A 21,357-nucleotide genomic window follows, 5' to 3' on the forward strand; every position below is an offset into this window, starting at 1 on the left:
AATTATTCATAAATTTGCACACTCATTTTAGGAGCGTAGTGTGCCTATATCAAAAGTAGAAATCACTTCAGACTTCCGAAAAATGGAGAAAAATAAAGGATAAATTTTATTATAATATAAACAATGTCAGGTATTATTGGTAAAAAAATCGGTATGACATCTTTGTTTAACGAAGAAGGGAAAAACATTCCTTGTACAGTTATTCAAGCTGGTCCATGCTCGATTTTACAGGTCAGAACCTTAGAAAACGACGGTTATACAGCTGTGCAGTTAGGTTTCGATGACAAGAGTGAGAAGAACGTTGGTAAAGCGTTAGCTGGCCATTTTAAAAAGGCTGGTTCTGCTCCTAAAGCTAAATTAGTTGAATTCCACGATGGATTCGCAGATGCTAAAGTAGGAGAGGAAGTAAATGTTCAATTATTCATCGAAGGTGAATATGTAGACGTAACAGGAACTTCAAAAGGTAAAGGTTTCCAAGGTGTTGTTAAAAGACACGGATTTGGAGGTGTAATGCAGGCAACTCATGGTCAGCACAACAGACTTAGAGCTCCAGGTTCTATCGGTGCTGGATCTGACCCTTCAAGAGTATTCAAAGGGATGAGAATGGCTGGAAGAATGGGAGGTAAGCAGGTAACTGTTCAAAACCTTCAAGTGTTAAAAGTTGATCAAGAACAAAATCTTTTAGTAGTAAAAGGTGCTGTTCCGGGAGCTAAAAATTCTTATGTAATTATCAGAAAATGGAACTAGTAGTATTAAATACATCAGGAAAAGAGACCGGAAGAAAAGTAACTCTAGACGAAACAGTATTCGGAATTGAGCCAAATCAGCACGCGGTTTACTTAGAAGTTAAACAGTACCTTGCTGCACAAAGACAAGGAACTCATAAAGCAAAAGAAAGAAGCGAAATTACTGCTTCTACTAAAAAGCTTAAGAAGCAAAAAGGATCAGGATCTGCTAGATACGGTGATATCAAATCTCCAGTATTCAGAGGTGGAGGTAGAGTATTTGGACCAAAACCAAGAGACTACAGATTCAAATTGAACAAAGCTCTTAAGAGATTAGCTAAAAAATCTGTTTTATCTCAGAAAATGAGAGATAACAGCATCAAAGTTTTAGAAGATATGAGCTTTGCAGCTCCTAAGACTAAAGATTTCATCAATGTATTAAATGCATTGGAACTTAACGGTAAAAAATCTTTATTCGTTCTTCCTGAAGCTAACAAGAATGTGTATTTATCTTCAAGAAACTTACCTAAAGCTAAAGTAATGAACTTCAACGAAATCAGTTCTTACGATTTAGTTAACGCTGGTGAGATCATTTTCTTCGAAGGTGCAGTTGAAAAATTCCAGGAAAATTTAAAGAAATAAGTCATGTCAGTTATTATTAAACCAGTTATTTCAGAAAAGGCTAACTACCTTACAGATTTAAGAGGTACTTATTCTTTCTTAGTGAACCCTAAGGCGAATAAGATCGAGATCAAAAAGGCTGTTGAAGCAGCTTACGGTGTAAAAGTAGCAGACGTTAACACAATGATTTATGCTCCGAAGGTTTCTTCAAAATACACTAAAAAAGGTCTTCAAGTAGGAAAGACAAACAAATTGAAAAAAGCGGTAATCAAACTTGCTGAAGGTGAGGTTATCGATATTTTTGCTGTAAATTAATTATTAATTATAAATAATAGTAATGTCTGTTAGAAAATTAAAACCTATCACCCCGGGACAGAGATTCAGAATTGTAAACAATTTTGAGGAAATTACTACTAACAAACCAGAGAAATCTCTAGTAGTTGGTATTAAAAAGTCAGGTGGACGTAACAATACAGGTAAAATGACCATGCGTTACACCGGAGGTGGACACAAAAAGAAATACAGAATTATTGACTTCAAAAGAAACAAAGCAAACGTTGAAGCAACTGTAAAATCTGTAGAATACGATCCAAACAGAACTGCATTTATCGCTTTATTAGAGTACGCAGATGGAGAGAAGAGATATATCATCGCTCCAAACGGTATCAAAGTTGATCAGAAAGTAGTTTCAGGTGAAAGCGTTGAACCAAATGTAGGTAACGCAATGAAGTTGAAAAATATTCCATTAGGTACTGTTATCTCTTGTGTTGAAATGAAGCCTGGTCAAGGTGCAATTTTAGCAAGAAGTGCTGGTTCTTCAGCTCAATTAACTTCTAGAGACGGTAAGTATGCAATCATCAAATTACCTTCAGGAGAATCAAGAATGATCCTTACTGAATGTATGGCAATGATTGGATCAGTTTCCAACTCAGATCACCAATTAACTGTATCAGGTAAGGCTGGTAGAAGCAGATGGTTAGGTAGAAGACCAAGAACAAGAGCGGTTGTAATGAACCCAGTAGATCACCCAATGGGTGGTGGTGAAGGACGTTCTTCAGGAGGTCACCCAAGATCTAGAAACGGTAAACCAGCTAAAGGTTACAAAACTAGAAAGAAAAACAAAGTGTCTAACCGTTACATCGTATCTAAAAGAAAATAATTATGGCAAGATCACTTAAGAAAGGACCGTTCATTCATCATACTTTAGATAAGAAGGTTCAGGCAAATATAGAGTCTGGTAAAAAGACTGTTATCAAAACTTGGTCTAGAGCATCTATGATTTCTCCAGACTTCGTAGGACAAACTATTGCTGTACACAACGGGAAATCTTTTATCCCAGTTTACGTTACAGAAAACATGGTTGGTCACAAGTTAGGCGAATTTTCTCCAACAAGATCTTTCAGAGGTCATGGTGGTAACAAAAACAAAGGAAGCAGATAATCATGGGATCAAGAAAACAAGATAGTTCAATCGCAAGAAAAGAAGCTAACAAAGACGTTGTAAAAGCTTCATTAAATAATTGCCCGTCTTCTCCAAGAAAAATGAGATTAGTTGCTGATATCATTAGAGGAGAGCAGGTAGATAAAGCTCTTTATATCTTAAAATATTCTAAGAAGGATGCTTCTAACAAATTAGAAAAATTACTTCTTTCTGCTATGGCAAACTGGCAGGTGAAAAACGAAGGTGCGGATATTGAAGAAGCTAACCTTATCGTTAAAGAAATCTTCGTGGATAGCGCAAGACAATTGAAGAGACTAAGACCAGCTCCACAAGGTAGAGGGTATAGAATCAGAAAAAGATCTAACCACGTTACATTAATCTTAGGTAATAAAGAAAATTAATCAAGGTATGGGACAGAAGACAAATCCAATTGGTAATAGATTAGGTATCATCAGAGGATGGGATTCTAACTGGTTTGGTGGAAACGATTATGGAGACAGAATCGCTGAAGACTACAAAATCAGAAGATACCTTGAGGCTAGATTATCTAAAGGTGGTATTTCAAAAATCTATATTGAAAGAACACTTAAATTAGTAACAGTTACAATCACTACTGCTAGACCAGGACTTATCATCGGTAAAGGAGGTCAGGAAGTTGATAAATTAAAAGAAGAGTTGAAGAAACTTACAGGTAAGGATATTCAAATCAACATCTTCGAAATCAAAAGACCTGAATTAGATGCTGTACTAGTTGCTGATAGTATTTCTAAGCAAATTGAAAACAGAATTTCTTACAGAAGAGCTGTTAAAATGGCAATGGCAAGTACTATGAGAATGGGTGCTGAAGGTATCAAAGTTCAGATCTCTGGTAGATTGAACGGAGCTGAAATGGCAAGATCAGAATCTTTCAAAGAAGGAAGAATTCCATTGTCAACTTTCAGAGCTGATATCGATTACCACTGGGCAGAAGCTCACACTACTTATGGTAGACTAGGTGTAAAAGTTTGGATCATGAAAGGTGAAGTTTACGGTAAAAGAGAACTTTCTCCACTAGTGGGACAACAGAAAAAAGGAGGTCAGTCAGACAGAGGAAACAGAGGAGGAGACAGAGACAACAGAAGACCTAGAAAAAACAACAACAATAACAATAATAATTAAAATTTTAGATTAGAGTTTTGAGTTTTAAATTACCGTTACTTTTTTAAAATTAAAAAAAATCTAAAATCTAAAATCTAAAATCTAAAATTTAGAAATTATGTTACAACCAAAAAGAACCAAATTCCGTAGAGTTCACAAGATGAAGATGAAGGGGAATGCCCAGAGAGGTAGTCAACTTGCATACGGAACTTTTGGGATCAAAGCAACTGAAGGAGCTTGGATCACTGCAAGACAAATTGAAGCGGCTCGTATTGCTGCGACAAGATATATGAAGAGAGAAGGTCAACTATGGATCAAAATCTTCCCGGATAAGCCAATTACTAAAAAACCAGCGGAAGTACGTATGGGTAAAGGTAAAGGTGCTGTTGAATATTGGGTAGCTGTAGTAAAACCAGGTAAAATTATGTTCGAAGTAGGTGGAGTTCCTTACGAAGTAGCGAAAGAAGCTCTTAGACTTGCTGCACAGAAATTACCAGTAGTTACTAAATTCGTAGTTGCTAACGATTTTGTTAAACCTCTATAATCTTTGAATACAATGAAAAAAGCTGATATTAAAAATTTAAGCGCGGGTGATATTCAAGCTCAATTAACTGAAGCAAAAGCTCAATATTCTAAATTGAAATTGGCTCATGCAATCAGCCCAATTGAAAACCCGATTCAAATCAGAGATTTGAGAAAAACAATCGCAAGACTAAACACTGAGTTAACTAACAAACAATAATTTCATTTTACAATGGATAGAAATTTAAGAAAAGAAAGAATCGGAGTGGTTTCCAGCAATAAAATGGAAAAGACCATTGTTGTTAGTGAAACGATGAGAATGAAGCACCCGATGTACGGTAAATTCGTATTAAAAACGAAAAAATATACTGCACACGACGAGAACAACGAATGCAACGAGGGAGATACAGTTTTGATCCAAGAAACTAGACCTTTGAGCAAGAACAAGAGATGGAGATTAGTAAGAATCATTGAAAAAGCTAAGTAATAATGTTACAAACAGAATCAAGATTAAAAGTTGCTGATAACACAGGTGCAAAAGAAGTACTAGTTATCAGAGTTCTGGGAGGAACCAGAAGAAGATATGCTTCAGTTGGTGATAAAATCGTTGTTACTATCAAGGATTCTACGCCATCAGGAAACGCTAAAAAAGGTCAGGTATCTAAAGCTGTAGTAGTAAGAACTAAAAAAGCAGTAAGAAGAAAAGATGGTTCATACATCAAATTCGACGACAATGCTTGTGTATTACTAAACGCAGCAGGAGAAATGAGAGGAACTCGTGTTTTCGGACCAGTTGCTCGTGAGTTGAGAGACAAAGAATATATGAAAATCATTTCATTAGCTCCTGAAGTACTTTAATTTTTAAAATTTTTTAAAGAAATGTCAAAGTTAAAAATAAAAAGAGGAGATAACGTAATCATTACTACTGGTAAGAAAGATATCAAAGGTAAGACTGGTGAAGTTATTGAAGTGATCAAGAAAGAAGGAAGAGACCCTAGAGTAGTTGTTGCAGGACTTAACATCATCAAAAAGCACGTTAAGCCTTCAGCTTCAAATCCTCAAGGAGGAATCGTTGAAAGAGAAGCTTCTATTCATATCTCAAACGTAGCTTTAGTTGGTAAAGACGGAAAAGCTATCAAAGTAGGTTATAAAATCGAAGGAGATAAGAAAGTAAGAATCAACAAAAAAACGGGTGAAACTTTATAATTTTAAATAACACATGGAATATATAGCAAGACCCAAAAAAGCATATAAAGAGACAATTGTTCCTGCAATGATGGAAGAATTCGGGTATAAGTCAGTAATGCAAGTACCTAAATTAGAGAAAATCGTTGTATCACAAGGTTTAGGTGATGCTACTGCAGACAAAAAAATCATTGATTATGCTGTAGAAGAGCTTACAAATATCACAGGTCAAAAGGCTGTTGGTACAATCTCTAAAAAAGACGAAGCTGCTTTCAAATTGAGAAAAGGAATGCCTGTAGGTGCTAAAGTAACATTGAGAGCTGACAGAATGTATGAATTCTTAGACAGACTTACTTCTTCTGCTTTACCTCGTATCAGAGATTTCTCTGGAATCAAAGCAGATGGTTTCGATGGTAGAGGTAACTACAACTTAGGTATTACTGAGCAGATTATCTTCCCTGAAATCGTAATTGACAAAGTGAAAAAAATCCAAGGGATGGACATCACTTTCGTAACTACTGCGAAAACAGATAAAGAAGCTAAAGCATTATTAACTCACTTCGGTTTACCATTTAAAAAGAACTAAGAAATGGCTAAAGAATCAATGAAAGCGCGTGAGCGCAAAAGAGAAGCACTAGTTGCTAAATACGCTGCTAAAAGACAAGCTCTTAAAGAAGCTGGTGATTACGAAGGACTTCAAAAATTGCCTAAAAATGCTTCTCCTGTAAGATTACACAACAGATGTAAACTAACAGGTAGACCAAGAGGATACATGAGAACGTTTGGTATTTCCAGAGTAACTTTCAGAGAAATGGCTAACAACGGTCTTATCCCAGGTGTAAGAAAAGCTAGTTGGTAATAACTACTAATAAAAATCGGAACAATTAAGTTGTTCAGATACTAAAGATAAAAATATCAGACTGAAGATTTCTGAAGTCTGATATTTTACTCTTCAAGTCTTTGCAAAACTGATTGTTCTTTAACCAATAATTTATAAAAGAAAAATGGTAACAGATCCAATTTCAGATTTCCTAACAAGAGTAAGGAACGCACAAAGCGCAGGCCACAAAGTGGTGGAAATTCCTGCATCGAAAATCAAAAAGGAGATTACTAAGATCTTATTTGATCAAGGTTATATCTTAAACTACAAGTTTGAGGATAGCGCTGTTCAAGGTTCGATCAAAATCGCTTTAAAGTACGATAAGCAAACTAACAAACCTGCTATTAAGTCTATTCAAAGAGCTTCAAGACCAGGTTTAAGACAGTACAAAGGTTCAGCTGAGCTTCCAAGAGTACTTAACGGTTTGGGTATAGCTATCATCTCTACTTCTAAAGGAGTAATGACTGATAAGAAAGCTAGAGAAGAGAAAGTAGGCGGTGAAGTAATCTGCTATGTTTATTAATTTTTAATCAGAGGAAAATGTCAAGAATTGGTAAAGCAATTATAACAATTCCAGCTGGAGTTACCATCACTGAAAACAACGGTGTAGTAACTGTAAAAGGAGCAAAAGGAGAACTTTCTCAGGAGCTTACAGCAGGAATTACTTTAGAACAAAAAGATGGTGAGCTTAATGTAAACAGACCATCTGATTCTAAGCAACACAAAGCGCTTCACGGTTTATACAGAGCGTTAATTAACAACATGATTGTTGGTGTTTCAGAAGGATTCACAAAACAATTAGAACTAGTAGGGGTAGGATACAGAGCATCTCACGCAGGTCAAAAGCTTGAGTTAGCTTTAGGATTCTCTCACGGTATCGTATTAGAACTTCCAAGTGAAGTAAAAGTTGATACATTGACTGAAAAAGGTAAAAACCCAATTATTACTTTAACGTCTCATGACAAGCAACTTCTAGGAATGGTTACTGCAAAGATCCGTTCTTTCAGAAAGCCTGAGCCATACAAAGGAAAAGGTGTAAGATTCGTAGGAGAAATTGTTAGACGTAAAGCTGGTAAATCTGCTTAATAAATTATAAGTATTATGGCATTAAGTAAATTAGAAAAAAGAATAAGAATCAAAAGAAGAGTAAGAGGAAAAATCTCTGGTTCTTCTGAATTGCCAAGATTATCTGTATATAAAAGTAATAAGGAAATTTACGCTCAGTTAATCGACGATAAAAATGGTAAAACTTTAGTATCAGCTTCTTCTAGAGAGAAAGGTGTAGATGCTAAAGGTACTAAGACAGAAGTTTCTACAGCTGTTGGTAAAGCTATTGCTGCTAAAGCTATCGCTGCTGGAATCGAAAATATTGTATTTGACAGAAACGGTTTCGTATATCACGGTAGAGTAAAAGCTCTAGCTGATGGTGCGAGAGAAGGAGGACTTAAATTCTAATCATTAAATTTCGGAAAATATGTTAGGACTAGATAATATAGAAAGAGTAAAACCGGGAGGATTAGAATTAAAAGATCGTCTCGTAGCTGTTAACAGAGTAACAAAAGTAACAAAAGGAGGTAGAGCTTTCGGATTTTCTGCTATCGTAGTTGTAGGTAACGAAGATGGGGTAATCGGTTTCGGTTTAGGAAAATCTAAAGAGGTTGCTTCTGCAATTGCTAAAGCAGTTGAAGATGCTAAGAAAAACCTTGTGAAAGTTCCTGTAATGAACCACACTATTCCTCACCAAACTACTGCTAGATACGGTGGTGCAGATATCTTCTTAAGACCTGCTTCTCACGGTACAGGGCTTATCGCCGGAGGTGCGGTAAGAGCGGTATTGGAATCAGCTGGTATTCACGATATCCTTTCAAAATCTAAAGGATCTTCTAACCCTCACAACGTAGTAAAAGCTACTTTCAAAGCGTTATTGGATATCAGAAGACCTGAAGAGATTGCTAGAATGAGAGGAATTTCTCTAAGTAAAGTGTTTAACGGTTAATAATTAAAACAATGGCAACAATTAAAGTAAAGCAAGTAAGAAGCGCTATTGGTAGAACAAAAACCCAAAAGAGAACGCTTGAAGCATTAGGATTAAAAAAACTTCACCAAGTTGTAGAGCACGAAGCTACTCCTTCTATCTTAGGAATGATCGCTGCTGTAGGTCACTTACTTGAAGTTCAAAAATAATTTTATAAAAGAGAAATTAAAATGAATTTAAATAACATACAACCAGCTGCAGGATCTACTTTCAACTCAAAGAGAATTGGTAGAGGTCAAGGTAGTGGAAAAGGAGGTACTTCAACAAAAGGACACAAAGGTCAGAAATCTAGAGCTGGTTATTCTCAGAAGATCGGTTTCGAAGGTGGACAGATGCCTTTACAAAGAAGATTACCTAAATTCGGATTCAAAAACGTAAACAGAAAAGAGTTTAGAGGAATTAACCTTGATACAATCCAAACTTTAATCGAAAACAAATCCATCACTGGAGATATCACGAAAGAAGTTTTAGTAGCAAACGGTTTAGTTTCTAAAAACGAATTAGTGAAAATTATGGGTAGAGGAGAATTGAAATCTGCGGTTTCAATCTCTGCTGACAAATTCACTAAATCTGCTGAAGAGCTTATTGCTAAGGCAGGTGGAAAAGCAATTACCTTATAATACTTACTAATGAAAGAATTTATACAAACACTTAAAAATATTTGGAGTCTTAAAGAGCTTAGAGATAAAATTCTCTTCACTTTAGGGATTATCCTTGTGTATAGATTCGCATCTTATATCTCACTTCCTGCAATTAACCTTGCAGAGGTGGGAGATCTCTTAGAGCATTATAAAAATCAAGGCGGTAACAAGCAAGGAGCAGGTCTCCTTGGCTTGCTTTCGTCGTTTACGGGGGGAGCTTTCAGCCACGCTTCCGTAATGGCGTTAGGAATCATGCCTTATATTTCTGCTTCTATTATTGTTCAGTTGATGGGGATGGCTATTCCTTATCTTCAGAAGCTTCAGAAAGATGGAGAGTCAGGTAGAAATACATTGAACCAAATTACAAGATGGTTAACGATCGGGGTTTGTCTGGTACAGGCACCTTCTTACTTAACTTCTATTACTCAATTATTCTTACCGTATGCTCAGTTCCAGTCTGCATACTATGTAGAGCCCAATTCAATCATGTTCTGGTTACCAAGTATTGTTATTCTTGTAGCTGGTTCAGTATTTGCAATGTGGCTAGGTGAAAAGATTACCGATAAAGGAATCGGAAATGGTATCTCTATCCTTATTATGGTGGGGATCCTTTCAAGATTACCTGAGGCATTCGTACAGGAGATGGCCGTGCAGAACGGAAAAGGAGGAATGGGATCTATCATGATCCTTGTTGAAGTATTATTCTGGATGTTGGTAGTTCTTTTAGCAGTGATCTTATCAGTAGCTGTTAGAAAAATTCCAATTCAGTATGTAAGCAGAGCTCAAGCAAGAGGAGGTGTAAACAGAAATCTTATGCAGGGAGCAAGACAATGGATTCCATTGAAAGTAAATGCTGCTGGTGTAATGCCGATTATCTTTGCTCAGGCATTGATGTTCGTACCAGGATTATTAACAAAATTCGATGAGTCTAATACTTTTCTTGCAGGTTTCAAGAATGTTTTTAGCTGGCAGTACAACGTATTGTTTGCGCTATTAATTATTATCTTCTCATTTTTCTATACTGCGATTACTATTCCGGTAAACCAGATGGCTGATGATTTGAAGAGAAACGGAGGTTTAGTACCGAAAGTAAGACCCGGAAAAGAGACCGCTGATTATTTAGATGATATTTTATCAAAAATTACCTTGCCAGGTGCAATTTTTTTATCTATCTTTGCAGTCCTTCCAGCAATTGTGCATGGAAGCTTTGTTCAGACAGATGCGTTTGCCCTATTTTTCGGGGGAACGTCCCTATTAATTATGGTGGGTGTAATTTTAGATACAGTTCAACAGATTAATACTTATCTGCTGAACCATCATTATGATGGCTTAATGCAGTCTAAATTATCAAGAACGACTGGATATTAATTTATGGCAAAACAAAAACATATTGAACAAGATGGCGTGATTGTGGAAGCACTTTCAAACGCCATGTTCCGTGTAGAGCTGGAAAATGGGCATATTCTTATTGCTCATATCTCTGGCAAAATGAGAATGCATTATATTAAACTTTTACCTGGAGATAAGGTAAAACTAGAAATGTCTCCCTATGATTTAACAAAAGGGAGGATCACATTTAGATATTAAAACAATTAGCCAAATGGAATTCTCATTCCATTTGGCATTTGTAAAAAATAAATACTATCAAAATGAAAGTAAGAGCATCAATTAAAAAAAGAAGCGCTGATTGCAAAATCGTACGCAGAAAAGGTGTACTATTCGTAATCAACAAGAAGAACCCAAAATTTAAACAAAGACAAGGTTAACATTAAATTATGGCGAGAATTGCAGGTATTGATTTACCAAAAAACAAAAGAGGTGTTATCGGTTTAACTTACATCTATGGAGTAGGAAGAAGTACTTCTTCTGAAATCCTTAAAGCTGCCGGTATCAGCGAAGACAAGAAAGTCAACGAATGGAATGACGATGAATTGGCTGCAATCAGAACATATATCTCTGAAAACGTAAAAGTAGAAGGAGAATTGAGATCTGAAGTGCAATTGAACATCAAGAGATTGATGGACATAGGATGCCAACGAGGAATACGTCACAGACTTGGATTACCTTTAAGAGGCCAGAGAACGAAAAACAACTCTAGAACACGTAAAGGGAAGAGAAAAACTGTTGCTAACAAGAAAAAAGCTAGTAAATAATCGTTAGGAATTATGGCAAAACAAACTAAAGTAGTTAAGAAAAGAAAAGTAAAAGTTGAAGCTATTGGTGAAGCTCATATTCAGGCTTCTTTCAATAACATCATCATTTCTTTAACAAATAAAAACGGAGAGGTTATCTCTTGGGCTTCTGCCGGTAAAATGGGATTCAGAGGTTCTAAAAAGAATACTCCATTTGCTGCTCAGATGGCAGCTGAAAATTGCTCTGCTGTAGCTCACGAAGCTGGTTTAAGAAGAGTAAAGGTGTTTGTGAAAGGTCCAGGTGCAGGTAGAGAATCTGCGATCAGATCTATCCACAATTCAGGAATTGAAGTTTCAGAAATCGTTGACGTGACTCCTATGCCACACAACGGATGTAGACCACCAAAAAGAAGAAGAGTTTAATTTTTAGAATTTACCCATTATGGCAAGATATATTGGACCTAAAACTAAGATTGCTAGAAAGTTTGGTGCTGCAATCTACGGAGATGATAAAAACTTCGAAAAAAGAAAGAACCAACCGCCAGGACAACACGGTCCTAATAAAAGAAGAGGTGCTAAAAAATCAGAATATGCAGTTCAGTTAGCTGAAAAACAAAAAGCTAAATATACTTACGGTATCTTAGAAAGACAGTTTGCTAACTTATTTGAAAAAGCACACAGAAGTAAAGGTGTAACAGGGGAAGTTCTATTACAACTTTGTGAATCAAGATTGGATAACGTAGTATACAGATTAGGTTTTGCTAAAACCAGATCTGGAGCTAGACAATTAGTTTCTCACAGACACATCACTGTGAACGGAGAAATCCTTAATATCCCTTCTTACTTGGTAAAAGCTGGTGATGTAATCGCTGTAAGAGAAAAGTCTAAGTCTCTTGAAGTTGTTACCAATGCATTGGCTTCTAAGTCAAACTATGAGTGGTTACAATTCAACGATGAGAAGAAAGAAGGTACCTTCATTTCTGCTCCTGAAAGAATCCAGATTCCGGAAGACATCAAGGAGAACCTTATCGTCGAACTTTACTCTAAATAATTTTTTAATCAAATTTTTGCTCAACCCAATAATATGGCAATTTTACAATTCATAAAACCCGATAAAGTAATTTTACTTAACTCTGATGAATTTAAAGGTCAATTTGAATTCAGACCTTTAGAACCAGGTTTCGGGCTTACAATCGGTAATGCTTTGAGAAGAGTGTTGCTTTCTTCTCTGGAAGGATACGCTATTTCATCTATCAAAATAGAAGGTGTAGAGCACGAATTTTCAACTATTCCAGGAGTAATCGAAGACGTTACCGAAATTATTCTTAACCTAAAGCAGGTAAGATTAAAAGCTTCAGCAGAAGGCCAGGCTAATGAGCAGGTTGTTGCTAAAGTTTCAGGTCAAACGATTATTACTGCTGGTGATTTAGGAAAATCGATCAACGGATTCGAGGTATTAAACCCGGATTTAGTGATTTGTAACCTAAATACTGATGTAACTTTCGAAATTACTTTCAATATTGAAAAAGGTAGAGGATATGTTCCTTCAGAACAAAATAAGTCGAACAATGCACCTGTAGGTACTATTGCTATTGACTCTATTTTCACGCCGATCAAGAAAGTACAATACAGCATTGAAAATTATCGTGTAGAGCAAAAAACAGACTACGAAAAACTTGTATTAGATATAGAAACTGACGGGTCTATCAGCCCTCAGAATGCTTTAACAGAAGCTTCTAAGATATTAATTTATCACTTCATGCTATTCTCTGATGAGAGAATCACTCTTGAAACTGAAGCTGTAAAAGCGTCTATCCAATATGATGAGGAAACTCTTCATACAAGACAATTACTTAAGTCTAAATTAGCAGATATGGATCTTTCTGTAAGAGCCCTTAACTGTCTTAAAGCAGCTGAAGTAGAAACTCTTGGAGAATTGGTTTCTTACAGTAAGTCTGATTTGATGAAATTCAGAAATTTTGGTAAAAAATCTTTGACAGAACTAGAAGAATTAGTGCATTCAAAAGGTCTTAACTTCGGTTTCGACGTTGCAAAATATAAGTTAGACGCTGATAAATAATTAATAATGAGACACGGTAAAAAATTCAATCACTTAGGAAGAACAGCTTCTCACAGAAGTGCTTTACTTTCTAATATGGCTTGTTCTCTAATTGAGCATAAAAGAATCAACACTACTGTTGCTAAAGCTAAAGCTTTAAGAGTATATGTTGAGCCTCTATTAACAAAAGCAAAAGAAGATACTACACACAACAGAAGAGTAGTATTCTCTTACCTTCAAAATAAATTTGCGGTTGCTGAATTATTCAGAACTGTAGCTCCTAAAATCGCTGAAAGAAACGGTGGTTATACAAGAATCATCAAGACAGGATTCAGACCAGGTGATGCTGCTGATACTGCTCTTATCGAATTAGTAGATTTCAACGAGCTTTACAACCCGAATGCAGAGGAGAAAAAAGCTACAAGAAGAAGCAGAAGATCATCTGCTGCACCTAAAAAAGCTGAAGCAGTAGTTGCTGAAGCTCCTGCAGTAGAAGAGAAAGTAGAAGAAGCTAAAGCTGATACTACTGAAGAAAAAACTGAAGAATAATATTCATTCAGATATCAATAGAAAACCATCCGAAATCCGGATGGTTTTTTTTTATGTCTGTGTAAAAGTATAAAAAAACCGTCCCTGCTGGGACGGCTTTATTTTATATTTTGGTTCTTTTTAATTCTATAATATTATTACCCTGTTCAAGATGAAGACTGTCTCCTTTTACCCTTGCGGTCATATCATCTTTTTTATAGATGGTTTCGTCTCCTTTAGTTTCCGATTTAGGAAGGGTAAACGTCTTTTTATTGCTGGTAATGGCTACTGTACTTTCTTTCGGATCATTTTTGAAAACTACTTTTACCAATGTTCCATCTGTAGCCTTGTAAACAAAATCTGTTTTTTCAAACTTTTTACCATTCACATCTACTGTTGATGAACTCTGGGTTACAGAATCAATCTTTCCGTTGTTGTCTGTAACTACTGTTTCTGAGCTATCTGTTTTAATGACACTCTTATTTCCGCTTTCACTTTTTTTGCAGCTGATTACAGTTAATGCAAGAACAGCGCTAAGTGCTAAAAGACTTTTTTTCATGATTATATTATTTGATATTCAATATGATTTTTACCCTTTAATTTTGCAAAAATCATGCCTTACAATATGATGATTTTTTCACTTTTTGGACAAATAATTTTGTCTTTTTCTTTTAATAATATAAAATGATATTCAGTTTTTAGTAACAAAATCATTGTCAGTACAATGACAGGTTGATTTGTTAAAATTTATTAAAAAAATATAGTTTTGAAATGGAAAAATAATTAATTTTAATAAGACTAAAAACTAACCATAACTGTAAACTCACTCCCAAGATTACACAAAAGTGTAATTGACTACAATTTGTTTTCTGTTGAAATTTGTTTCAAATAATAAAGACATGAGCATTTCTATTGCCATAGTAGAAGACGAAAAAAACTACAACAATGCGTTGAAGAAGGTGATCAATTATCAAAAGGATATGAAAGTTGTTGGCCAATTCTTCGATGGCAATGATGCCTTGAAAAACTTACCTGACCTTTCGCCCAATGTTGTCATGATGGATATCCAGCTCCAGGATATGCTGGGTATTGAAATCATTGAAAAGCTTAAAAAAGAAATGCCCGAAACCCATTTCATCATGTGCACCAGTTTTGAAGATGATGAAAAGATCTTTAATTCTTTAAAAGCAGGTGCCATGGGATATCTTGTTAAGGGTGAAAGTATGGATAAAATACTCTCTTCTATCCGGGATGTGTATAACGGTGGAGCTCCTATGAGTTTTTCTATTGCTAGGAGAGTCCTTCAGCACTTTGAAAAGAAACTTTCAGAGATCAAAGGTTTTGATGAACTGACCAAACGAGAACAGGAAATTCTTGAACTTCTCTCGCAAGGTTTCCTATACAAAGAAATTGCAGATCAAAAGTGTATCAGTATGGATACTGTGAAAAAGCATGTTGGAAATATTTACAGAAAACTCCACGTCAGCAATAAAGTGGAGGCTATTAATAAATTTAACCATTTTAAAAACTAAGAAACCATGGAGAATTTTAATGAAACAAATCAAGAAACTATCAATGGCACGATGACTTATACAGAAGGTCCTATTGGGAATAAATTTGAGAACCTGGTTGAAGGTCTGGAACTTATTGGGGTTGCAACGGTTCTGGCAGAAAGTTTTATTAATAAAGCTAAAAAAGGGATGTTACCTTTTATGAGAAATAATAATTTTAATTTCAATAATGGTGGTGTTTATGAGGTAAGCTATGCTTTATTGGATAATATTCGGGAGCTTATGGTAGAAAATAAGGCAACTTATTTAACCTTTACTTTTGTGGAAATATCCCCCGAAGATTCTAGATTAAAAGTTACTCCCTATTCTGATGGAAGTATGATGTATATGATAGCATCTTTAGAAACGGAAGAGAAAAAAGCAATTGGAGAACAAAATTACCTTATCATCAATGGTAATCAACAGCTCTCATTGAAAGATCTTAAAATTTCAGATAAAGATTTTGAGGACCTTAAGATAGCATATGAAGAACATGGTAAACGAATCATGGATGCATATTTTGGAAATAAAACAAATACGGTTTCTATCAGCTATCATATTGTGGATTTAATAGATACTTTACATAAGGAGCCTTGTGATAAATTTATTGTAAATCTTAGTGAGATTAGTGATGTAAAGAAATTAGTAGCTGAAGAAAGACTTGGTATAATTAAGGAAGCCCAATACAGGGCGCATTTTGAATCACATTTAGATCAAATGACATTAGTTTTTAAGGGGAATGATAACTATTATGATATGGGCTCATTATATCCATAAAAATGTTATTTCAGATATTATATTTAACAGTACTTTTTGTAGTCACTGTAAAGTCAATAGTTTTAGCTGGAAAGAAAGGACTTTCCAGCCAAAATTATTTTGCTGTTTTTCTATTGGTTTCTCTTGGGCTGGAGTTGTATGGACACTATAAAATTTATATCAGAGAGTTTGATTTTGCTTATCTGTTTAATTATTATAGTATTTTTATGATTATATTCTTTTATATATACTATAGCCGGATATTTTCCAGACAGTTAAGAATAGTTTCTCTTGTTTTAGTTATCACAATCCTTACTTACATTCTATTGTTTGTAAAGTTTTATGGTGGAAACTATGCCAATGAACTGGGAATATTAGTCTGCTTCTATTTTATTATTAATGCCTTGGTCTGGTTCTATAACAGGATTAAAAACTTTGATGCTGTTAAAATCACTGATGATCCTCATTTCTGGATATCATCCGGACTGCTTTTTTGGAGCATCTTTTTTATTTTCAGATCTATCCCAATGTATTTTTTTAAAGATAATGATCCTGCTTTTTTACAGGTTCTAAAGAATATACAGTATGGTGTGAATATTTTGATGTATACGATGTTCTATATTGCTCTAAACAAATTTAGAAAATCAGTTTAATTATGAAGCAGTTGCCAGATGCAATCAGATTAACCTATATTATTGCAGCAATTTTGCTCATAATATTTGTTGTATTTATTGTTTTGATTATTATTCTATACAATAAAAGGCAGATTTTTTTTATTCAGCAGCAACGTCTCAAAGAAGCAGAGCATCAAAACCAGCTTCTCCAAAAAGAACTTGAGCAGCAAAGGTCTATTGAAAAAGAAAGAGAGCGCATTTCCCACGATATGCATGATGATCTGGGGGCCGGTATTTCTGCGTTGAAGCTTCAGGCTGAGTTCCTGAAATATAAAATTGAGGACAATGAGCTTCAGAATGATATCGATGAATTACTGAGAACTTCAGAAGAAATGAATATCTCCATGCGGGAGATGCTTTGGAGCCTGAACTCAGGAAATGATACATTAGGAAGCTTTATTGAGTATGCTATATTGTACACCGGAAACTTCTTAAAGAAAACGAAAATAATATTTCATTCAGAATGTGAAGATATTATTTCTGATACTTCAATTTCTACAGAGTTACGGAGAAACCTGTTTTTATGTTTAAAAGAGGCGGTCAATAATGTATATAAACATAGTAAAGCAAATGTTTTAAAACTTTCATTCTGCCAAATCGGAAATCACTTCTTAATGAGGATTGAAGATGATGGAATCGGTATTCCTGGAGGAAAATTGGAAGGTAACGGACTTCGCAATATGAAACGAAGGATGAAGGAAGTGCAAGGAGAGTGTAAAATCTCATCTGCAACCTCAAAAACTATTCTGACTTTTGAAATTATACAGTAATCATTTTCTAAATCTATATTAACAGCACCATTCCTAATGGTGCTGTTTTGTTGTTTATAATCACCCTTTTGTGTAATTGACAGGTGTGTTTTTTAGAGAGAACTTTGAGTTAATAAAACTAATAGCCATGAAAACTTTAATTAATGACAGTATTGAAGATTTGGAAGCTGCGTTGAAAAGTAGCAGTGATCTTCAGGAAAAATTTAAAACCAATCCTGTAGAAGCCATTAGAAATATGGAGATTAGAAATCCAAAAGATACAGATTACTGGATTTATAGGATTATTGTTATTATGCTTGGGCTGGCTATCATAGCCATTATAGCAGGGCTTATTCTTCTCTCTTTCTGGAGTAGTGGTGAACCGGATAGTCAGCTGGTAACTATTTTTGCCACCATTTCTTCTGGAGCTATTGGTGCTTTAGCAGGCCTTTTATCCCCTTCACCTAGAAAATAGATTAATTATCTTAAAAATTACAATCATGAGAACTAAAAAAGATCAACTGGCCAGAATTATAAACACGCAGTCGCAGCTACTCAATCTCAAAATTATGGAGTTGCAGATGAACAGTGTTTTAGCAGAAAACCAGGAAAGTGACAGCAGATATGTTGCTGCTAAAAATATAAGGCTTCCTGATGATAACTCTCAGGTTACTGTTTCAATTTACTTTGGAGGCGAAGGACAATCAGGATCTGCTACTCTAAAAGTGTTAAGAACCAATCAGGAAAGTAAATTCATTAAAGGATCTGTTGATAATATTTTAATAGGAACATGTAAGGAACTGATTGGACAGGTTCTGAATATAGAATCTTTTATACAGGATACAAGTAAGGACAGCAATAAAACTATTTTGACTGTAAAGATCAGACAGGCAGGAAAAGTTATTTATGATGACACTCATATTTCTGAAGTAAAGACAGAAGGCGGAGCTTCATTATATACCCATCATCTTACATTTTATTAAAAATAGCCATGAAAACACTAAAATTGAGTTTTGTATTAACACTCATTCTGCTTTCACATTTTTATTCCGGACAGGAAGAAAAAGGAATTGATTTAGATGTGCTGAGAGCTCAGGCATCACCGGGAGCCAATCTTCTGGGAATTGCCAACTCTGATATTGAAAAACCTACGGACCTTAAAAGTATTATGGTTTCGTTAAGAGAGGGAACTGGCAATTTCTCAAGTTTACCAACTTCATTTGCGATGGATCTGGCTCCTTTTAAATTAAATGGAAATTATCAGGATTTAAGAACCAATTCAGATTTTGCTACAACATTCAAACAGACATTTGTAACTTCTATAGCATATAAAGAAGTTAAATCAGATGAAGAACTGAATATAGAAGAAAGGTCAAGAATAGGTTTTGGGGTAAAGTTCTCTATTAAAAGAGGAGAATTAAGCAGTGAAACTATAAACGCATTAGATAAAATTCATGAAGTCCATCAATTATTAGAAAGCCGAAGAATTTATAGGAATGATACTAGCATGGAATTAGCGAGGCTTGATGCTGCCAACAAATCTCTTTTACAAAAGAAAAGGCTTTTGGAAGATGCCGGGAAAACAGATACCGCAGAATATAGGGACCTGGAAAAACAGATAGAAGAAATAAGAGTTAAGATAGAGAGTTATCATCAACAGAATATTGATGATGAAGGAAAAATAGAGGAAATAACCAACATTGCGAAGAATATTAAATTGGAGCGCTTTGGTTTTTTCTTAGATATGTCAATGGGAGGTGTCCTGGATTTTAGAAGTAATAGATTCAATAACTCGCAAATATCCAAAGTGGGAGCGTGGCTTACGGGTGGTTACAACTGGAAGCAGAATCCTTCAACATTTATTTTTATGGCCAGGTATTTATATAATCCGGATTCATCTTTAGCCAATCCATCATTGAAAAAAGAAAACCTGCATACTTTAGATATGGGCTCACGACTGATGTTCAAACTGTTTGAAGAGAGATTTCTTTTAAGTGGAGAATGTATGTACAGAAGTATTCTGAATAAATCAGACTTTGAGGCGTCCTGGAAGTATCTTCTTAATTTTGAATATGAACTATCTAAAAACCAAAGACTGACATTCTCGTTTGGTAAGGATTTTAATGGAAACTATGAAAAGAAAGGAAATCTTATTGTAGCGCTGAATTTATTAGTTGGGTTAGGAAAAATGAAATTATGAAATAAAAAACTATATAACCAATTTCTACTCTCCGGCATTGATAAAATCTGGGGAGTTTTTTATATATTCCCCCAGATTAAAACCTCAATTTCACACAAACAATTTATTCAGTTTATCATAATATAAATTAACTAAAATTTAACGGCGAATTATTTCAAAAAGATCATCCTGAAATACCCCTAAAAGTTAAATTTTGATTAAATTTGTCTAAACTAAAAAAAATAAAAAATGAGTGCAATTTCTTACATAGAAGCAAGACAAATTTTAGATTCCAGAGGTAATCCTACCATTGAAGTGGATGTATTTACAGAAAACGGTGCCATGGGCCGTGCAGCTGTTCCTTCAGGAGCATCTACAGGAGAACATGAGGCTGTAGAATTACGTGACGGAGGTTCAGAATACCAGGGAAAGGGAGTTTTGAAAGCTGTTGAAAATGTAAAAGAAGTAATTGCAGAAAATTTAGTTGGGCAGCCGGTTTTTGAACAAAACTATATCGATCAGATCATGCGTGATCTTGACGGAACGCCAAATAAAGGTAATTTAGGAGCCAATGCAATCCTTGGAGTTTCTTTAGCCGTAGCTAGAGCTGCTGCTGCAGAGCTGGGAATGCCTCTTTACAAATATGTAGGTGGGGTAAACGCAAACACACTTCCTGTTCCAATGATGAATGTAATTAACGGTGGTTCTCACTCAGATGCACCTATCGCATTCCAGGAGTTTATGATTATGCCGGTAAAGGCTGATTCTTTCTCTCATGCATTGAGAAAAGGGACTGAAATTTTCCACAACCTGAAATCAATCCTTAAAGGAAGAGGTCTTTCTACTGCAGTAGGAGACGAAGGAGGTTTTGCTCCAACTTTCAACGGAACTGAAGACGCTTTGGATACTTTACTTCAGGCCATCGAAAAAGCAGGATACAAGCCAGGTGATGACATCATGTTAGCATTAGACTGTGCCGCTTCAGAATTCTACAAAGACGGAACTTACGATTACAGAAAATTTGAAGGAGATAAAGGAGCTCACAGATCAAGAGAAGAACAGGTTTCTTACCTTGCTGAACTAGCGAACAAATATCCAATCATCTCTATCGAAGACGGTATGCAGGAAGATGACTGGGAAGGATGGAAAATGTTAACTGATAAAATCGGTGACAGAGTACAGTTGGTAGGTGATGATCTATTCGTAACAAATGTTGACAGATTGTCAAGAGGAGTAAAAGAAGGAATTGCTAACTCAATCCTTGTAAAAGTAAACCAGATTGGTTCTCTTTCTGAAACAATGGCAGCAGTACAGATGGCTCAGAACAACAAGTTCACTTCAGTAATGTCTCACAGATCCGGAGAAACTGAAGATTCTACCATTGCTGATTTAGCAGTAGCAATGAACTGTGGACAAATTAAAACAGGTTCAGCTTCAAGATCAGACAGAATGGCTAAATACAACCAATTATTAAGAATTGAAGAAGCTCTTGGTGAAACTGCAATTTTCCCAGGATTAGAAGCATTTAAAATTAAAAGATAATC

37 protein-coding genes are annotated in these 21,357 nt (G+C 35.3%); 36 read left to right on the top strand and 1 reads right to left on the bottom strand.

The annotated features are described in order from the left end of the window. Positions 1-123 precede the first annotated feature (123 nt). The 28 genes from rplC (at position 124) to rplQ (ending at position 13,926) form a co-directional block, all read left to right on the top strand. Positions 124-747, top strand: coding sequence for a 50S ribosomal protein L3 (gene rplC / locus BBH99_RS12175; protein ID WP_066695962.1), 624 nt, complete (start codon positions 124-126; stop codon positions 745-747). Continuing rightward, complete coding sequence (gene rplD / locus BBH99_RS12180) at positions 738-1,367, top strand: 50S ribosomal protein L4 (protein WP_002983197.1); 630 nt, start codon at positions 738-740, stop codon at positions 1,365-1,367. The genes rplC and rplD overlap by 10 nt, the downstream gene beginning before the upstream one ends. 3 nt (positions 1,368-1,370) lie before the next feature. After that, positions 1,371-1,661 (top strand): 50S ribosomal protein L23, encoded by a 291-nt coding sequence (gene rplW / locus BBH99_RS12185; protein ID WP_045491154.1) that lies wholly within the window; start codon positions 1,371-1,373, stop codon positions 1,659-1,661. A gap of 22 nt (positions 1,662-1,683) precedes the next feature. Beyond that, positions 1,684-2,505, top strand: coding sequence for a 50S ribosomal protein L2 (gene rplB / locus BBH99_RS12190; protein ID WP_002983208.1), 822 nt, complete (start codon positions 1,684-1,686; stop codon positions 2,503-2,505). A 2-nt stretch (positions 2,506-2,507) separates the two neighbouring features. Beyond that, a complete protein-coding gene (rpsS, locus tag BBH99_RS12195) occupies positions 2,508-2,786 on the top strand; it encodes a 30S ribosomal protein S19 (RefSeq protein ID WP_002983209.1) in 279 nt (92 codons plus the stop codon). Positions 2,787-2,788: 2 nt separating this feature from the next. Further along, on the top strand, positions 2,789-3,187 hold the full coding sequence (gene rplV / locus BBH99_RS12200) for a 50S ribosomal protein L22 (RefSeq protein ID WP_002983214.1): 399 nt from the start codon (positions 2,789-2,791) through the stop codon (positions 3,185-3,187). 7 nt (positions 3,188-3,194) lie between these two features. Further along, a complete protein-coding gene (gene rpsC, locus BBH99_RS12205) occupies positions 3,195-3,944 on the top strand; it encodes a 30S ribosomal protein S3 (protein WP_034694675.1) in 750 nt (249 codons plus the stop codon). Between the two features lie 97 nt (positions 3,945-4,041). Further along, a complete protein-coding gene (gene rplP / locus BBH99_RS12210) occupies positions 4,042-4,467 on the top strand; it encodes a 50S ribosomal protein L16 (protein ID WP_047096817.1) in 426 nt (141 codons plus the stop codon). A gap of 12 nt (positions 4,468-4,479) precedes the next feature. Next, on the top strand, positions 4,480-4,665 hold the full coding sequence (gene rpmC, locus BBH99_RS12215) for a 50S ribosomal protein L29 (RefSeq protein WP_027381309.1): 186 nt from the start codon (positions 4,480-4,482) through the stop codon (positions 4,663-4,665). A gap of 12 nt (positions 4,666-4,677) precedes the next feature. Then, entirely contained in the window at positions 4,678-4,932 is a 255-nt protein-coding gene (gene rpsQ / locus BBH99_RS12220) for a 30S ribosomal protein S17 (RefSeq protein WP_027381310.1), read from the top strand. A 2-nt stretch (positions 4,933-4,934) separates the two neighbouring features. Then, complete coding sequence (gene rplN / locus BBH99_RS12225) at positions 4,935-5,303, top strand: 50S ribosomal protein L14 (RefSeq protein WP_002983226.1); 369 nt, start codon at positions 4,935-4,937, stop codon at positions 5,301-5,303. Positions 5,304-5,324: 21 nt separating this feature from the next. Further along, positions 5,325-5,651, top strand: coding sequence for a 50S ribosomal protein L24 (gene rplX / locus BBH99_RS12230; RefSeq protein ID WP_002983229.1), 327 nt, complete (start codon positions 5,325-5,327; stop codon positions 5,649-5,651). Between the two features lie 13 nt (positions 5,652-5,664). Next, entirely contained in the window at positions 5,665-6,216 is a 552-nt protein-coding gene (gene rplE / locus BBH99_RS12235; RefSeq protein WP_002983231.1) for a 50S ribosomal protein L5, read from the top strand. A 3-nt stretch (positions 6,217-6,219) separates the two neighbouring features. Then, positions 6,220-6,489: a 30S ribosomal protein S14 gene (gene rpsN / locus BBH99_RS12240; RefSeq protein WP_002983233.1), complete on the top strand. Its 270-nt coding sequence runs from the start codon at positions 6,220-6,222 to the stop codon at positions 6,487-6,489. Between the two features lie 145 nt (positions 6,490-6,634). Further along, positions 6,635-7,033, top strand: a complete 399-nt coding sequence (gene rpsH / locus BBH99_RS12245) for a 30S ribosomal protein S8 (protein ID WP_062700843.1) — start codon at positions 6,635-6,637, stop codon at positions 7,031-7,033. 17 nt (positions 7,034-7,050) lie between these two features. Continuing rightward, positions 7,051-7,596 carry a 50S ribosomal protein L6 gene (gene rplF, locus BBH99_RS12250; RefSeq protein WP_066695965.1) on the top strand — a complete coding sequence of 182 codons (546 nt, stop codon included), beginning with the start codon at positions 7,051-7,053 and terminating at the stop codon, positions 7,594-7,596. A 15-nt stretch (positions 7,597-7,611) separates the two neighbouring features. Then, entirely contained in the window at positions 7,612-7,965 is a 354-nt protein-coding gene (gene rplR / locus BBH99_RS12255; protein WP_066695967.1) for a 50S ribosomal protein L18, read from the top strand. A 19-nt stretch (positions 7,966-7,984) separates the two neighbouring features. Further along, the gene (rpsE, locus tag BBH99_RS12260) at positions 7,985-8,506 is read left to right on the top strand and encodes a 30S ribosomal protein S5 (RefSeq protein WP_066695970.1); all 522 of its coding nucleotides are present in this window, start codon (positions 7,985-7,987) and stop codon (positions 8,504-8,506) included. Positions 8,507-8,517: 11 nt separating this feature from the next. Beyond that, a complete protein-coding gene (gene rpmD / locus BBH99_RS12265) occupies positions 8,518-8,694 on the top strand; it encodes a 50S ribosomal protein L30 (RefSeq protein WP_027371710.1) in 177 nt (58 codons plus the stop codon). Between the two features lie 21 nt (positions 8,695-8,715). Beyond that, positions 8,716-9,165, top strand: coding sequence for a 50S ribosomal protein L15 (gene rplO, locus BBH99_RS12270; protein WP_066695973.1), 450 nt, complete (start codon positions 8,716-8,718; stop codon positions 9,163-9,165). Between the two features lie 9 nt (positions 9,166-9,174). Continuing rightward, positions 9,175-10,554: a preprotein translocase subunit SecY gene (gene secY / locus BBH99_RS12275; RefSeq protein WP_066695977.1), complete on the top strand. Its 1,380-nt coding sequence runs from the start codon at positions 9,175-9,177 to the stop codon at positions 10,552-10,554. A 3-nt stretch (positions 10,555-10,557) separates the two neighbouring features. Further along, positions 10,558-10,773: a translation initiation factor IF-1 gene (gene infA / locus BBH99_RS12280; RefSeq protein WP_002983257.1), complete on the top strand. Its 216-nt coding sequence runs from the start codon at positions 10,558-10,560 to the stop codon at positions 10,771-10,773. A 62-nt stretch (positions 10,774-10,835) separates the two neighbouring features. Beyond that, positions 10,836-10,952: a 50S ribosomal protein L36 gene (gene rpmJ / locus BBH99_RS12285; protein WP_007839480.1), complete on the top strand. Its 117-nt coding sequence runs from the start codon at positions 10,836-10,838 to the stop codon at positions 10,950-10,952. A 9-nt stretch (positions 10,953-10,961) separates the two neighbouring features. After that, the gene (gene rpsM, locus BBH99_RS12290; RefSeq protein WP_002983260.1) at positions 10,962-11,339 is read left to right on the top strand and encodes a 30S ribosomal protein S13; all 378 of its coding nucleotides are present in this window, start codon (positions 10,962-10,964) and stop codon (positions 11,337-11,339) included. A 12-nt stretch (positions 11,340-11,351) separates the two neighbouring features. Next, a complete protein-coding gene (gene rpsK / locus BBH99_RS12295; protein ID WP_034694697.1) occupies positions 11,352-11,741 on the top strand; it encodes a 30S ribosomal protein S11 in 390 nt (129 codons plus the stop codon). A gap of 19 nt (positions 11,742-11,760) precedes the next feature. Then, on the top strand, positions 11,761-12,369 hold the full coding sequence (gene rpsD / locus BBH99_RS12300; protein ID WP_045491111.1) for a 30S ribosomal protein S4: 609 nt from the start codon (positions 11,761-11,763) through the stop codon (positions 12,367-12,369). 33 nt (positions 12,370-12,402) lie between these two features. Beyond that, complete coding sequence (locus tag BBH99_RS12305) at positions 12,403-13,398, top strand: DNA-directed RNA polymerase subunit alpha (RefSeq protein WP_066695982.1); 996 nt, start codon at positions 12,403-12,405, stop codon at positions 13,396-13,398. A gap of 6 nt (positions 13,399-13,404) precedes the next feature. Then, positions 13,405-13,926, top strand: coding sequence for a 50S ribosomal protein L17 (gene rplQ, locus BBH99_RS12310; protein WP_066695984.1), 522 nt, complete (start codon positions 13,405-13,407; stop codon positions 13,924-13,926). Between the two features lie 103 nt (positions 13,927-14,029). Here the strand turns inward: rplQ and BBH99_RS12315 are convergent, their stop codons facing one another. Continuing rightward, positions 14,030-14,464, bottom strand: coding sequence for a hypothetical protein (locus BBH99_RS12315; RefSeq protein WP_066695986.1), 435 nt, complete (start codon positions 14,462-14,464; stop codon positions 14,030-14,032). Positions 14,465-14,804: 340 nt separating this feature from the next. Between BBH99_RS12315 and BBH99_RS12320 the strand changes: the two genes are divergently transcribed. The 8 genes from BBH99_RS12320 to eno all read left to right on the top strand — a co-directional run bounded on the left by BBH99_RS12320 (position 14,805) and on the right by eno (position 21,355). Beyond that, positions 14,805-15,437, top strand: coding sequence for a response regulator transcription factor (locus BBH99_RS12320; protein ID WP_066695988.1), 633 nt, complete (start codon positions 14,805-14,807; stop codon positions 15,435-15,437). A 6-nt stretch (positions 15,438-15,443) separates the two neighbouring features. Next, the gene (locus BBH99_RS12325) at positions 15,444-16,232 is read left to right on the top strand and encodes a hypothetical protein (RefSeq protein WP_066695990.1); all 789 of its coding nucleotides are present in this window, start codon (positions 15,444-15,446) and stop codon (positions 16,230-16,232) included. A gap of 2 nt (positions 16,233-16,234) precedes the next feature. Next, positions 16,235-16,864, top strand: a complete 630-nt coding sequence (locus BBH99_RS12330) for a hypothetical protein (protein ID WP_066695992.1) — start codon at positions 16,235-16,237, stop codon at positions 16,862-16,864. 2 nt (positions 16,865-16,866) lie between these two features. After that, complete coding sequence (locus BBH99_RS12335) at positions 16,867-17,655, top strand: sensor histidine kinase (RefSeq protein WP_066695994.1); 789 nt, start codon at positions 16,867-16,869, stop codon at positions 17,653-17,655. A gap of 127 nt (positions 17,656-17,782) precedes the next feature. After that, positions 17,783-18,109, top strand: coding sequence for a hypothetical protein (locus BBH99_RS12340; RefSeq protein WP_066695996.1), 327 nt, complete (start codon positions 17,783-17,785; stop codon positions 18,107-18,109). 25 nt (positions 18,110-18,134) lie between these two features. Further along, on the top strand, positions 18,135-18,617 hold the full coding sequence (locus BBH99_RS12345) for a hypothetical protein (RefSeq protein WP_066696010.1): 483 nt from the start codon (positions 18,135-18,137) through the stop codon (positions 18,615-18,617). Between the two features lie 8 nt (positions 18,618-18,625). Then, entirely contained in the window at positions 18,626-19,834 is a 1,209-nt protein-coding gene (locus tag BBH99_RS12350) for a hypothetical protein (RefSeq protein ID WP_066696013.1), read from the top strand. Between the two features lie 228 nt (positions 19,835-20,062). Then, positions 20,063-21,355 (top strand): phosphopyruvate hydratase, encoded by a 1,293-nt coding sequence (gene eno / locus BBH99_RS12355; protein WP_066696014.1) that lies wholly within the window; start codon positions 20,063-20,065, stop codon positions 21,353-21,355. The last annotated feature ends 2 nt before the right edge of the window (positions 21,356-21,357 follow it).

Source organism: Chryseobacterium contaminans (genome assembly GCF_001684955.1).
GTDB classification, from domain to species: Bacteria; Bacteroidota; Bacteroidia; order Flavobacteriales; family Weeksellaceae; genus Chryseobacterium; species Chryseobacterium contaminans.